The organism is Pseudomonas sp. PS01300 (genome assembly GCF_029960155.1).
Lineage (GTDB): Bacteria > Pseudomonadota > Gammaproteobacteria > Pseudomonadales > Pseudomonadaceae > Aquipseudomonas > Aquipseudomonas palmensis.
The window spans coordinates 52,170-65,465 of record NZ_JASCPN010000026.1 but is presented as its reverse complement, the minus strand read 5'-3'; the positions used below and the strand labels follow the sequence as shown (position 1 = coordinate 65,465).

General features: G+C 58.2%; 16 protein-coding genes. 11 read left to right on the top strand and 5 right to left on the bottom strand.

Annotated elements, in window-relative coordinates:
• Positions 1-78: 78 nt before the first annotated feature.
• A complete protein-coding gene (gene prmB / locus QMX96_RS14570) occupies positions 79-987 on the bottom strand; it encodes a 50S ribosomal protein L3 N(5)-glutamine methyltransferase (RefSeq protein ID WP_054915841.1) in 909 nt (302 codons plus the stop codon).
• A gap of 190 nt (positions 988-1,177) precedes the next feature.
• Here prmB and QMX96_RS14565 point away from each other — a divergent pair, with 190 nt between their 5' ends.
• The 5 genes from QMX96_RS14565 (at position 1,178) to QMX96_RS14545 (ending at position 3,817) form a co-directional block, all read left to right on the top strand.
• Positions 1,178-1,768, top strand: coding sequence for a cysteine hydrolase family protein (locus QMX96_RS14565; protein WP_054915842.1), 591 nt, complete (start codon positions 1,178-1,180; stop codon positions 1,766-1,768).
• A 73-nt stretch (positions 1,769-1,841) separates the two neighbouring features.
• Positions 1,842-2,159, top strand: coding sequence for a hypothetical protein (locus QMX96_RS14560; protein ID WP_043862703.1), 318 nt, complete (start codon positions 1,842-1,844; stop codon positions 2,157-2,159).
• 52 nt (positions 2,160-2,211) lie between these two features.
• Positions 2,212-2,769, top strand: a complete 558-nt coding sequence (locus QMX96_RS14555) for a Smr/MutS family protein (protein WP_282361967.1) — start codon at positions 2,212-2,214, stop codon at positions 2,767-2,769.
• A 69-nt stretch (positions 2,770-2,838) separates the two neighbouring features.
• Positions 2,839-3,384, top strand: coding sequence for a GTP cyclohydrolase I FolE (gene folE, locus QMX96_RS14550; RefSeq protein ID WP_054915843.1), 546 nt, complete (start codon positions 2,839-2,841; stop codon positions 3,382-3,384).
• A 61-nt stretch (positions 3,385-3,445) separates the two neighbouring features.
• Positions 3,446-3,817: a glutathione S-transferase N-terminal domain-containing protein gene (locus QMX96_RS14545; protein WP_043862700.1), complete on the top strand. Its 372-nt coding sequence runs from the start codon at positions 3,446-3,448 to the stop codon at positions 3,815-3,817.
• Between the two features lie 43 nt (positions 3,818-3,860).
• On the opposite strand, the gene QMX96_RS14540 is transcribed toward QMX96_RS14545, so the two are convergent.
• On the bottom strand, positions 3,861-4,463 hold the full coding sequence (locus tag QMX96_RS14540; protein ID WP_100634492.1) for a glutathione S-transferase family protein: 603 nt from the start codon (positions 4,461-4,463) through the stop codon (positions 3,861-3,863).
• A 145-nt stretch (positions 4,464-4,608) separates the two neighbouring features.
• Between QMX96_RS14540 and QMX96_RS14535 the strand changes: the two genes are divergently transcribed.
• The gene (locus QMX96_RS14535) at positions 4,609-5,802 is read left to right on the top strand and encodes a benzoate/H(+) symporter BenE family transporter (RefSeq protein WP_043862698.1); all 1,194 of its coding nucleotides are present in this window, start codon (positions 4,609-4,611) and stop codon (positions 5,800-5,802) included.
• Positions 5,803-5,840: 38 nt separating this feature from the next.
• Here QMX96_RS14535 and QMX96_RS14530 read toward each other — a convergent pair whose 3' ends face one another.
• Complete coding sequence (locus QMX96_RS14530; protein WP_054915845.1) at positions 5,841-6,602, bottom strand: SDR family oxidoreductase; 762 nt, start codon at positions 6,600-6,602, stop codon at positions 5,841-5,843.
• Between the two features lie 228 nt (positions 6,603-6,830).
• On the opposite strand from QMX96_RS14530, the gene QMX96_RS14525 reads away from it, so the two are divergent.
• Entirely contained in the window at positions 6,831-7,835 is a 1,005-nt protein-coding gene (locus tag QMX96_RS14525) for an NADP-dependent oxidoreductase (protein WP_282361965.1), read from the top strand.
• Positions 7,836-7,907: 72 nt separating this feature from the next.
• Here QMX96_RS14525 and pyrF read toward each other — a convergent pair whose 3' ends face one another.
• Positions 7,908-8,609, bottom strand: coding sequence for an orotidine-5'-phosphate decarboxylase (gene pyrF / locus QMX96_RS14520; RefSeq protein ID WP_054915847.1), 702 nt, complete (start codon positions 8,607-8,609; stop codon positions 7,908-7,910).
• A gap of 181 nt (positions 8,610-8,790) precedes the next feature.
• Here pyrF and QMX96_RS14515 point away from each other — a divergent pair, with 181 nt between their 5' ends.
• Complete coding sequence (locus QMX96_RS14515) at positions 8,791-8,958, top strand: DUF2897 family protein (protein WP_078479756.1); 168 nt, start codon at positions 8,791-8,793, stop codon at positions 8,956-8,958.
• A 107-nt stretch (positions 8,959-9,065) separates the two neighbouring features.
• On the opposite strand, the gene QMX96_RS14510 is transcribed toward QMX96_RS14515, so the two are convergent.
• A complete protein-coding gene (locus QMX96_RS14510) occupies positions 9,066-9,392 on the bottom strand; it encodes a helix-hairpin-helix domain-containing protein (RefSeq protein WP_088514063.1) in 327 nt (108 codons plus the stop codon).
• A 158-nt stretch (positions 9,393-9,550) separates the two neighbouring features.
• On the opposite strand from QMX96_RS14510, the gene QMX96_RS14505 reads away from it, so the two are divergent.
• From QMX96_RS14505 to QMX96_RS14495, 3 genes are all read left to right on the top strand, one after another.
• A complete protein-coding gene (locus tag QMX96_RS14505; RefSeq protein WP_282361964.1) occupies positions 9,551-10,444 on the top strand; it encodes a lipopolysaccharide kinase InaA family protein in 894 nt (297 codons plus the stop codon).
• A 157-nt stretch (positions 10,445-10,601) separates the two neighbouring features.
• A complete protein-coding gene (locus tag QMX96_RS14500; protein ID WP_282361963.1) occupies positions 10,602-11,114 on the top strand; it encodes an acyltransferase in 513 nt (170 codons plus the stop codon).
• Between the two features lie 405 nt (positions 11,115-11,519).
• Complete coding sequence (locus QMX96_RS14495) at positions 11,520-13,169, top strand: D-glucuronyl C5-epimerase family protein (protein WP_282361962.1); 1,650 nt, start codon at positions 11,520-11,522, stop codon at positions 13,167-13,169.
• Positions 13,170-13,296: the final 127 nt, after the last annotated feature.

Here is a 13,296-nt window from a genome sequence, read left to right as displayed (position 1 = left end):
GGTCAAGCCCGCCCCAACACGGCAATGCGGCCCTGTTGGGGCGGGCTTGACCCGCGACAGGCTTGAAATCTGTATCCCTTACACCCGCGAAGCAAACAGCGCCTGATGCTGCCGGCATTGTTCGGCCGTGAGCATGAACACCCCGTGCCCGCCACGTTCGAACTCCAGCCAGGCGAAATCCACCTCCGGGTACAACTGCTCGACATGCACCTGGCTGTTGCCGACCTCGACGATCAGCAGGCCCTTCTCGGTCAGGTGATCCGCCGCCTCGGCCAGCATGCGCCGTACCAGGTCCAGCCCGTCATTGCCGCAGGCCAGGCCCAGCTCCGGCTCGTGGTGGTACTCCTGGGGCATGTCGGCGAAATCCTCGGCATCGACATACGGCGGGTTCGACAGGATCAGGTCGAAACGCTGCCCCGGCAACCCCTCGAACCCATCGCCCTGCACGGTGAACACACGTTCTTCAAGACCATGGCGCTCGATGTTCTGGTTGGCCACTTCCAACGCCTCGAACGACAGGTCGGCCAGCACCACCTCGGCCTCGGGGAACACGTCGGCGCTGACGATGCCGATGCAGCCGGAGCCGGTACACAGGTCGAGAATGCGCGCGGGTTCGGCAGCCAGCCATGGCTCGAAGCGTTTTTCGATCAGTTCGCCGATGGGGGAGCGCGGGATCAGCACGCGCTCGTCGACGATGAACGACATGCCACAGAACCACGCCTCGCCAAGCAGGTACGCGGTCGGCACGCGTTCTTCGATACGTCGCTTGAGCAGGCGCTGCAGCTTGACCAGCTCGTCGTCTTCAAGACGGCAATCGAGATAGGCGTCGGCCACTTCCCATGGCAGATGCACCGAACCCAGCACCAGCAGGCGTGCCTCGTCCCAGGCGTTGTCGGCGCCATGCCCGAAAAACAGCCCCTGCTCATGAAAACGGCTGACAGCCCAACGGATGTGGTCGCGCAGGGTGCGCAGGCGGGAAGTGATCACGGGCAGACTCCTTTAAAGACGACCGGCAATTCTAACAGCCTGGAACACAAATGGGCCCGCCAATACGCCTCTGGCCGCAATTGTGCTCATGCCTGCAGGCCGCTATCCACGCCGCATGCACGCTAAGCCATTCACATAAGTCGCCAAGCAGGGGACAATAGGTGAAAAGCCCTATCCAAAGGAGCCCCTGATGTCCGTTCCAACGACGATGTTCCACCTCAGCGGTCGCGGTTATCCGCCGGCCAAGCTGAGCAACGCCAGCCTGGTGATTATCGATGCGCAAAAGGAGTACCTGAGCGGGCCCCTGGCGCTGTCGGGCATGGACGAAGCGGTGGCCAACATCGGCAAACTGCTCGAGGCTGCACGCAAGGCCGGCCGGCCCGTGGTGCATGTGCGCCACCTGGGCACCGTGGGTGGCCTGTTCGACCCACAGGGCTCGCGCGGCGAGTGGATTCCGGGCCTGGAGCCGCAGGGCGATGAAGTCGTCATCGAAAAACGCATGCCCAACGCTTTCAAGAACACCACCCTGCACGAGACGCTGCAGAAGTACGGCCACCTGGACCTGATCGTGTGCGGCTTCATGAGCCACTCCAGCGTCAGCACCACCGTGCGCCGCGCCAAGGACTACGGCTATCGCTGCACCCTGGTCGAAGACGGCTGCGCCACCCGCGACCTGCCGTTCAAGGACGGCGTGATCCCGGCCGCACAGATCCAGCAGAGCGAAATGGCGATCATGGCCGACAACTTTGCCTGTGTTGCACCCGTCAACAGCCTGATCTGACCACCCGACAGGCAAGTGGAACCACTCTGGGGCGTTCGGGTCCAACCCCGGATACCCTTTGAGGAAAGTCGGAATGAAGTTATCCAGTTTCGACGCCAGGCGCCTGCGTCCCCGCGAACAACGCAATTGGGGCGCACGCCTGGCCACGGCGTTCTCGGCACTGCTGGCGATACTCGGCGTGCTCCTGACCATGGCCGGCGTCGCTGGCCTGCTGGGCCATGCCGAGGCGCTGGGCGAGCTCAACAACAACCGCCCCGGCGCTGCCGTGGTGCTGGGCCTGGGCTTGCTGTCGCTGTACCTGGGCGTCTGGTCCTGGCGCCGCAGCCGGTTGCGCCTGCGCCGTGCCAGGGGGCTGAACCTGTCGCCGCACCTGATGAAGAAACACGATTGACTGCAACCCTGTGGGGAGTCGCGTAAACTGCGCCGCCCAGGCGGAGGCTTACATGCAAGACGACGATTTTTCCCTGTTCAAGAGCCAGATGCATGGCGTCAAGCCGATCCGGCATGATCGCGCCGACACCGGCAAACCCAAGGCCGACCGCAAGCAGCTGGCCAGCCTGCGCCAGGCCGCGACCGTGCGCAGCGACCAGACGGTGATCGACGGCCTGTCCGATCAGTTCGTCATCGACGTGGGCCCGGAAGACGACCTGCACTGGAGCCGCGATGGCGTGCAGGAAAGCCAGATGCACAAGCTCAAGCTTGGCCAGATCGGTTTCGAAGGCAGCCTGGACCTGCACGGCATGACCGTGGAGAAAGCCCGCGAGACCCTCTGGGCATTCCTGGCAGAGGCCACGCGCTTCGAGGTGCGCTGCGTGCGAGTCACCCACGGCAAGGCGGTGCGGCTCGATGGCAAGCGTCCGATGATCAAGAGCCACGTCAACACCTGGCTGCGCCAGCATGCCCAGGTACTGGGTTTTACCTCGTGCCAGGCGCGTCACGGCGGCACCGGCGCGGTGTATGTCATGCTCAAGCGGACCATGCTCGAAGGGCGTGACGAGTAACGCCGCGCTTGCAGCGCCGTCACAGCCGCCGTACCCTTCGCTTTTGCGATAAATCCCACAGGTAGATCCATGTCCCTGGAACAGCACTACACCGCGATTCTCGGCCAACTCGGCGAGGATGTTTCCCGCGAGGGCCTGCTCGATACGCCCAAGCGGGCTGCGAAGGCCATGAAGTACCTTTGCCGCGGCTACGACCAAACCCTGGAAGAGGTGACCAACGGCGCCTTGTTCAGCTCCGACAACAGTGAAATGGTCCTGGTCAAGGACATCGAGCTGTACTCGCTGTGCGAACACCACATGCTGCCGTTCATTGGCAAGGCGCATGTCGCCTATATCCCGAGCGGCAAGGTGCTGGGCCTGTCCAAGGTGGCGCGCATCGTCGACATGTACGCTCGCCGCCTGCAGATCCAGGAAAACCTCAGCCGCGAGATCGCCGAGGCAGTTCAGCAGGTGACCGGCGCGCTGGGCGTGGCCGTGGTGATCGAAGCCAAGCACATGTGCATGATGATGCGCGGTGTGGAAAAACAGAATTCGTCGATGATCACCTCGGTGATGCTCGGCGCCTTCCGCGACAATGCTGCCACCCGCAGCGAGTTCCTCAGCCTGATCAAGTAATCGGCCGAGGTTCTGCGAGCCGACCTGCCCAGGTCGGCTTTTTTCATTGTGAGGAGTTGCCATGATCGTCAAAGCACTGCGGGTTGGCCTTGGCCAGCTGATCGTCTTCCTCGACTGGGTCAGCCGCCCGAGCAAGCTCAAGCGTGATGCGGCCGCCCAGGCGAATGTCGAGCAGCAGGCCAAGGGGCTGAGCCTGTATCAGTTTCACGCTTGCCCCTTCTGCGTGAAGACCCGCCGCACACTGCACCGCCTGAACGTGCCGGTGGCACTGCGTGACGCGAAGAACAACGAACAGGATCGCCAGGCCCTGCTGGAGCAAGGCGGCAAGATCAAGGTGCCGTGCCTGCGCATCGAGGAAGACGGCAAGACCACCTGGATGTACGAGTCCAAGGTGATCATCGATTACCTGAACCAGCGGTTCTCGGCGGTCTGACAGCGCTTGGCCGGCAGGGCTGCCCCCTGCCGGCAAAACACCATCAATCGATCATGGGCACATGCCGCTCATGCGAGGCCACGCGTTCCAGCCAGGCGCGAATCTTCGGGTAATCATCCAGCAGGAAGCCGGCTTCGTGGGCCACATGGGTGTAGGCATACAACGCCACATCGGCAATCGAGTACTTGTCACCGACCAGGTAGGGCGTTTCCTGCAACTGTTTCTCCATCACCTTCAGCGCCTTGTGCCCGCCCTTCTGCAACGACTTGTATTCATCGACGCGATCTTCGGGCATGCCCAGATAGAACTGGATGAAACGTGCCACGGCAATGTAGGGCTCATGGCTGTACTGCTCGAAGAACTGCCACTGCAGCACTTGCGTACGTAAACGCGGTTCACTCGGCAGGAACAGGCTACCTTCGGCGAGGTAGTTAAGAATGGCGTTGGACTCCCACAGATAACTGCCGTCCTCCAACTCCAGCACCGGCACTTTGCCGTTAGGGTTCTTGACCAGAAACTCAGGGCGCTCGGTCTCGCCATTGAGGATGTTCACGGGACACCATATGTACGGAATATCAAGCAAGTGCAACATCAGCTTGACCTTGTAGCAGTTGCCCGACTGGTAATCCCCGTAGACCTTGTACATTGTTCCCCCCTCTCCAAAGCTGAAACGAAACCGCCGTCCATAGTTGGCGACTGTACGGTTAAATGCAATGGTTGCTGTATGGCAAAACTCGCCCTATCGCAGCGTAGTCTGAAAAACCCGCTTACACCCGCACAAGGATTACTGCATGCCTGACGCCACCTCTGCGCCAATGCGTCCGCTGGCCGACACCTCCCCCTCGGCGGTGGTCGCCGGTTTCATTGCCATGCTCACGGGCTATACCAGCTCGCTGGTGCTGATGTTCCAGGCGGGCCAGGCGGCCGGCCTGACCACCGCGCAGATTTCCTCGTGGATCTGGGCGCTGTCGATCGGCATGGCGGTATGCAGCATTGGCCTTTCACTGCGTTATCGCACGCCCATCACGGTCGCCTGGTCGACCCCCGGCGCAGCCTTGCTGATCACCAGCCTGGGCGGCGTGAGCTATGGCGAGGCAATCGGCGCCTACATCACCTGCGCCGTACTGGTGGTGATCTGCGGGCTCACAGGCAGTTTCGAACGCCTGGTACGGCGCATTCCGGCATCGCTGGCCGCGGCCCTGCTGGCCGGCATTCTGTTCAAGATCGGCAGCGAGATCTTTGTTGCAGCCCAGCATCGGACCGCCCTGGTGCTGGGGATGTTCTTCAGCTACCTGCTGATCAAGCGGCTGTCGCCGCGCTATGCGGTACTGACCGCGCTGGTGGTAGGCACCGCGATCGCCGCAGTGATGGGGTTGCTGGACTTCAGCGGCTTCCACCTGGAGGTGGCGACACCGGTATGGACCACGCCGTCGTTCTCGCTGGCCGCGACCATCAGCATCGGCATCCCCCTGTTCGTGGTGGCGATGACTTCACAGAACATGCCGGGTGTGGCGGTGCTGCGTGCGGACGGGTACCAGGTACCTGCCTCGCCGCTGATTTCAGTGACGGGCCTGGCCTCGCTGCTGCTGGCCCCGTTCGGCTCGCACGGCATCAACCTGGCGGCCATCAGCGCCGCGATCTGTACCGGGCCGCATGCCCATGAAGATCCGAGCAAGCGGTACACCGCGGCGGTCTGGTGCGGGATTTTCTATGGTATTGCCGGCGTGTTCGGCGCCACCCTGGCGGCACTGTTCGCCGCGTTGCCCAAGGAGCTGGTGCTGTCGATTGCCGCACTGGCGCTGTTCGGCTCGATCATGAACGGTCTGACGGTGGCGATGAGCGAGGCCAGGGAGCGCGAGGCGGCCTTGATCACATTCATGGTCACGGCCTCGGGCTTTACCCTGTTCTCGATCGGCTCGGCGTTCTGGGGGATTGTGGCGGGGGTACTGACGCTGATGATCCTGAACTGGCGCAAGGCTGCCTGATCGACACGGGAGGGCCTGGCCCTCCCCTGCCCCACCCGCTAGATAGCGGTGGCACCACCATCGATTGCCAGAGCCTGGCCAGTGGTGAATGCCGCACCGTCGCTGCACAGGTACAGGACCGCTGCAGCGACTTCCTCGACCTTGCCCACGCGGCCGACCGGGTGCATGGCGGCGGCGTATTCAGCCTTGCGTGGATCGGCCTCGTAGGCACGACGGAACATGTCGGTGTCGATCACCGCCGGGCACACCGCATTCACCCGGATCAGTTTCTTGGCGTACTCGATGGCGGCCGACTTGGTGAGCCCGATCACGGCATGCTTGGATGCGCTGTAGATGCTCATCTTGGGCGCAGCCCCCAGGCCGGCGACCGATGCGGTGTTGACGATCGCACCGCCGCCCTGGGCGAGCATCAGTGGCAACTGGTGCTTCATGCACAGCCACACGCCCTTGACGTTGACGCCCATGATCGCATCGAACTCGGCTTCGCTGCCGTCGGCCAGGCGCCCCTGCTCGATCTCGATACCGGCATTGTTGAAGGCGTAGTCCAGACGACCGTATGCCTCGACAGTGCGCGCCATCAACTGCTGCACGTCCTGCTCGCGGGTAACGTTGCAAGGTACGAACAGTGCCTGGCCGCCGGCGGCCTGAATCAACCCGACCGTGTGTTCGCCACCGGCGACGTCCAGGTCTGCCACCACGACCTTCAGGCCTTGTGCGGCGAATGCCAGCGCCGTGGCCCGGCCGATGCCGGCGCCGGCCCCGGTGACCAGGGCAACCTGGCCGGAAAAAGTCATGCTCATCGATAACTCCCGCAACGTAGTGAGGACAATGGCGGGAGTCTAGTCATCGGCGGTGGCTCCTGGGCAGCATCATCAGGCACGCAGTGAACACACCATCGAACCGGGTGATTTTAGCTGCTAGGCTCAATCATCCAGATGGATCAATCACCATTCGCCACAAGGCTGGACCTTGCCGATTTGCCGATGCAGGCCTATCAACAGGGTTTGCCTTCCAGAGAGAACCTTGCCATGACCGACAGGACCAACCGCCGCTTCCTGCTTGCCAAGCGCCCCACCGGCGCAGTGACACGTGATGACTTTACCTTTGAAACCGTGCCTGTGAGCGAGCCTGTCGAGGGACAGGTAATGGTGAAGAACCTGTACCTGTCGCTGGACCCGGCCATGCGCGGGTGGATGAACGAGGGCAAGTCCTACATTGCGCCTGTAGGTATCGGCGAGGTCATGCGAGCACTGGGTGTCGGTGAAGTGGTGGCGTCCAGGCACCCTGACTATGCCGTGGGTGATACGGTGAGCGGAGCCCTTGGTGTACAGGATTACTTCATTGGCGAGCCCAAGGGCCTGCATAAGGTCGACCCTAGGCTGGTACCGTTGCCACGCTATCTCTCCGCCCTGGGCATGACCGGAATGACGGCCTACTTTGCCCTGCTGGAAGTGGGTGAGCCCAAGACGGGCGAAACCGTGGTGATCTCGGGTGCAGCGGGAGCGGTCGGCAGCATTGCCGGGCAGATCGCCAAGCTCAAGGGCTGTCGTGTGGTCGGGATTGCCGGCGGCGAGCAGAAATGCCGCTACCTGGTCGATGAACTGGGCTTTGACGGGGTTATCGACTACAAGGCCGAAGACGTACTGGAGGGACTCAAGCGCGAGTGCCCAAAAGGGGTGGATGTGTACTTCGACAACGTCGGCGGGGACATCCTCGATGCAGTGCTCAGTCGCCTGAATTTCAAGGCGCGGGTGGTGATCTGTGGTGCCATCAGCCAGTACAACAACAAGCAGGCGGTCAAGGGCCCGGCCAACTACCTGTCTCTGCTGGTAAACCGCGCGCGCATGGAAGGTTTCGTGGTGATGGACCATGTGGCCAAGTACGGCACCGCAGGCAACGAAATTGCCGGCTGGCTGGCCAGCGGCAAGCTCAAGAGCAAGGAGGATGTTGTCGAGGGGCTGGAGACCTTTCCCGAAGCGCTGCTGAAGCTGTTCAGCGGGGAAAACTTTGGCAAGCTGGTGTTGAAGGTATAAGAGGAACGCCTTCGCCAGCAAGGCCGGCTCCTCCTTGTAGGAGCCAGCCTTGCTGGCGAAAAACCGGGTCGCTTAGCCGCGAATTTCGGCTACCACTGCAGCCAGCGCTTGAGCAGGGTCAGCCGCCTGACTGATCGGGCGACCGATTACCAGGTAGTCGGAGCCGGCGTCCAGCGCCTGGCGCGGGGTAAGGATACGACGCTGATCGTCCAGGGCGCTGCCGGCAGGACGAATGCCCGGAGTCACCAGCTGCAACGACGGGTGCGCGGCCTTCAGGGCCGGGGCTTCCAGGGCGGAGCACACCAGGCCGTCCATGCCGGCCTTCTCGGCCAGGGCGGCCAGTCGCAGCACCTGCTCCTGCGGCTCGATGTCCAGGCCAATACCGGCGAGGTCTTCGCGCTCCATGCTGGTCAGCACGGTCACACCGATCAACAGCGGCTGTGGCCCGCTGCGCTGGTCCAGCACGTCGCGACAGGCTGCCATCATGCGCAGGCCACCAGAGCAGTGCACGTTGACCATCCACACGCCCATTTCGGCTGCGGCCTTCACGGCCATGGCGGTGGTGTTGGGGATATCGTGGAACTTGAGGTCCAGGAACACTTCGAAGCCCTTTTCACACAGGGTTTCAACGATGCCCGACGCACTGCTGGTGAACAGCTCCTTGCCGACCTTGACCCGACACAGCGCGGGGTCCAGCTGATCGGCCAGTTTCAGGGCGGCGTCACGGGTAGGGAAATCCAGGGCGACGATGATAGGCGTCTGACAGGCGGACATGGGCAGGCTCTCTGGGCAAGTCGAAATCGGCGCGCATTGTAGCCGATGCGCAGTGCCAATGGGGGCCGGTGATCGCGAATTCGCCCCCAGGTGGTGGGCCTCTTATACTTGAACCATCGACAGTCGTGTCGAGTCCAACATCACAGAGGCGGCGCCATTCGCCGTCGATAAGGAGAAGCTCATGCCCTGGTATGCCTGGTTGATCTTGCTGGTTGCCATCGGCTCGATTGTCGGTGGTTTGATGATGCTGCGTGATACGGCGAAGAAGCTGCCCTTGACCGAAGAGCAACTCAAGCGCGTGCATGAGCGCAATGCCGAAGCCGATGCCAAGGACGCGCAAGACCGATAAGCGTGGCGCTTCCCCGCCTTCTGCAGGCGCCGGCATTGCCGGCGATGGGCCCATGCCATTTGATGATAAAAACGGATCGAGCATTGCCCGACCCGCCCCTCCTCAGGTCACTTGACCGCCAGTTTGTCCCGGTTGCGCTCGATCAGCGCCTGGCCGATCCCCTTTACTTCCAGCAACTCATCCACTGACTCGAACGCGCCGTTGGCTTCGCGGTAGGCCACGATCGCTTCAGCCTTGGCCTTGCCGATACCTGCAAGCGACGACTGCAGTGTCGCCGCATCGGCAGTGTTCAGGTTGACGGTGGTTGAGGCGAGCGCTGCGCTGACTGTAGTGACTGGCGAGTCGCCCGCGGCCTTGGTGGCCGCCGCAAACGAGGGCAGCGAGAACGCGCTGAGCAGCGCGAGCAGCAGAGAAACAAGAAAGGTATTGCGCATAACGATGGCACTCCTTGGTGTGTGAGCTTGCTAAGGCAGCGATTCCTTGGCTGCCTGTAAAACCTAGCGGCTCAAGAACAACAGATCCACAGTCAAGGTCAAAAGGATTCAAACAAGATGTGAAAGAAATGTAAAAACTTGTAGGAAATGTTACCGTTTTGGCCGTCGAAAACTCTTACACGGGATGGGCAGCGGTGCGCGAAGGGAAGAACAAGCTGGTTGATGGATTTCCGTACACCCTCAAACATCAACGCTCGACGCTTCATCTAAAGACACCAGTGAGTGCATCGACCACGGAGGCATTCACCCAGTTACTGAGCCAGAAGCGCCAAGCTAAACGGGTCAGCGCTCCCCTTCCCACGGGCGAGCAGCTGCTTTTTGCCAAGCGCCAGGTGCTGGAGACCCTACCGAAGAAAATCCGTTTCGCACGTGGCACACGCAAGCGTTGCGGTATGTTCGACTGGCCGATCGAAGAGTTGATCAATACTGCGGAAGCCCATCGTCGTGGTGCGAGCGTGCCGGGTGTTGTGGGGTACGGGTATACCAAGTCGCGCTTTGGCTTGATGGATGATTTTTTCATCATTACTGAGCTGCTGCAGAACTACACCGATGGCTATCAGTGGATATTGGCCAGGCCTGAGGAGGTTGAGCGCGTGATTGCTGCCGCCTTTGAGTTGATGTACTCCCTCAACAGCAGTGGTATCTATCACATGGACCTGTGGGCGGCGAATATGATGATGTGTAATGAGGGGGTAGGCGCGACGTATGCAATCGATCTTGAAAATTGCTTTGCACAGAAAAACGAGTTTTTGAGCGAAACCTTGGGGTTTCAATTCGGATTCTTTTTTCTGCGAGAGGTTAACGGTTTTTTCGACGAAGCACGATACGACGCCAAGGTAGAATTGGCTCTGAAGCAGTACGCTGGTATTGACCGTGAGCGATTCAGGAGGGTGTACCAAGTGACTAAACATCAACATGTAGGTCGCAAGGAACGCAGGGAGGTATTTTTACGGGGTGTGGTTCCCCTGGCTGACATTACCAAGATGACATAGCGTCCCGTTGCGGCCCACTTTCGACAAGCGGCGCAGCTGTAACAACCATAGCAATCGCAGCCCTGGAAATTCAACCATCCCTTTTACCGGCTCATGAGCAGTTGCACTACGCCAACGCATCCGTCAAACTTGCGAGGCTTTTTTTCGGGGTGTTCCTATGAGCGGTAAAATCAAGGGTTTTGACGGATTGCGTGGAGTTTCCGTACTACTTGTAATCATGTCACATGCTGTACTCTGGCCTGTGATAGGCATTACCAACAGCAAAATTATAAACATATTCAGTGCCAACACCGGGGTTAGTATCTTTTTTGTATTATCCGGATTCTTGATAACTTACTTACTGATCAAAGAAAAACAACAGACCGGCTCGATTGACATATTTGCTTTTATAAAACGGCGCGCCTTAAGAATTTTCCCATTATACTATTTGGCCATTTTCATACTGATGGCGATGGATTACTTGGGAAAAGCAGACATTAAAAACTGCATTTATCCGTACGCCTTGAGCTACACCATAAATTTTGCACCAAAAGATTGTTCATTTTCTTCAACCTCGCACTTTTGGTCGCTCGCCGTGGAAGAGCATTTCTATATATTCTGGCCCCTTTTATTTGCCTTTGGCAAGCGTACAGCCATCCTTGCAGGCCTTGCGACTCCAGCCTTCACCTAAAGGCGAGGTGCTATGGTTACTCTCTGTCGTGCTCCTAATACTCTATATCTATCATAATCAACAGTCCGCTGTAGTTCGGATTCTCGAATTTAAGCCATTGGCAATTTTGGGGGTAATAAGTTATGGGCTTTATGTCTGGCAAGGAATATTTACAGGGAACGGCACATACAGAACAGGCCATGCTTTTCCGCCACCACTGGAAATTGGCGTATGGATGACATTTATTGCCGCACCTGTCAGTTACGTATTTTTTGAAAGACCAATCATACAATTCAAAAAACGATACTCTTGGAGAAATAAAATTGCTACTCCTGCACCTCAAGATGTTTCAGGAACTGTCGCGCAAAGTAAATAAATCGGTATCTGCGTGCACTACGTCCGCATTCAATACCTACGGATGGAAAAATGATTAAGATATCTGCCCTTATGCTAGCCGCGCTAACGGGGATCTCCCCGGTAGTGGCTTCTGAGCAATCAAACAGGAGCTTGGCAGCTGGCACCGATACTGAACTGGCCCCTTTTCTATGGTCTTGGATGGACCCTGTCACTTTCAATGAAGAAGGCCTTCAGAGGACAGCCGCCAAGAAAGACCCGTTACGTCCATTCTTTCTAGCATTTCGCCTCCTAACCATTTATGAAAAAACAGGCGACCCGGCAGCGCTGAAGAGCGCTCAGCGGGCTTTGGACTTTATGCTTGATGAGTATGAGCCAGCGAATAGATCGGCTCAGGGTACTCAGTGGTTTTATGGCTTCGATTACGACCGGGGGATCAAAGCGCCTTGGTGGTCAGGTATGGATGGCTTCTTCGGACCCATGACACTTTTTGCTGCCTGGCAGGTGACAGGCAACGAACGGTATCGTAGCGCAGCTCTCCAGAGCGCAAAACTCATGCTACGCCAACCGAGTGAGGGTGGCGTTCTATGGCGCGACGGTAAGTCTTGCTGGATTTCGGAGTACTCGTGGAACGGTATCACTCGGGATCAAGAGTATCATGTACTAAATGGTCATCTATGGGGCTTGCAAGCACTCTTCATGCTGGCGGATGCTTCAGGGGAAAAAGATCTGAAAGAGGCTTATCAATGTGCCCGCCAGGGAACAATTGACCGCCTTCCAAACTACTACAATCAGGCCGGCAACTGGACTTGGTATCAACTAGTACCTAAAGTAATCAATCCAACACACTACAACACTATTGAAATTGCACAATTTCGAGCAATGGAGGCACTTACGGGGGATCCTGTTTATAAAGAGCCGGCAATGCGCCGTTCGGCAATATTCAAGAACACCTACCCATTGTCACTCATCGATACGCCAACTGGCCTGGAAGTCCAATTTTCCATGGTGGGTGCGCCCAATGCCTACTGGACAGACACCTACCCAGTAACGGTCAACTGTACTATAGGTAAGCAAACAGTCACGCAGAAGAACGCCGATGCATACAATACGAAAAAGCCATTGGCAGAACGTATGATACTAAGACTACCGGTCAGTGGTAAGCCAGACCATTGTGAAGTATCGATCCACAGCAACGTTGATGTAAAAATGTACAACCAGAACCGGTTCACTGTTCTTTCCAATATAAAGGAAGACAACGTCAACCCCATATACACGGTGGCCCTGCAGGCTAAAGCCCTGGAAGATGGGAACGTCCGAGTTACCCCTATGTCAGGCGAAAGCGCACAACCCGGTGAGGGTAGGATCCTCCTAAACATAAATCGAAATGTTTCAATTACCGAGAAGATTGCATTGATTGTGCATTCTACAGGCAACGCCCAACTTGGCATGGTGCTCGAAGACGCTAAAGGCAAACGCGCTACAAGCTACTATCCCGCACTTCAAGCCGGTAAAGACAATATTGTCATTTTCAATAAACTCGGCCTTAACAACGGTTCGGAGCTGGACGAAAACTTGAAAGAGCTCATGCTTCGCGTGTACACCAAACCAAATGAGAAACCACTCGATGTACAGATAAAAGAAATTCAGATTATCAGAAACCCTGCCAATCTAGAATCATTCTTCAAGCGCAATGCCTCAGCACACTTTCCTCAGCAATAATATTTTATAGCCAAGCGGAAGCTTCTTAGCAAAACTTAAAATATCAATTCGCTATAACTAAAAATGCCCCTCCATCGGGGCATTTTTATTTACGCAGTCCAAGCTGAAGTAGATACAACTCAATTTC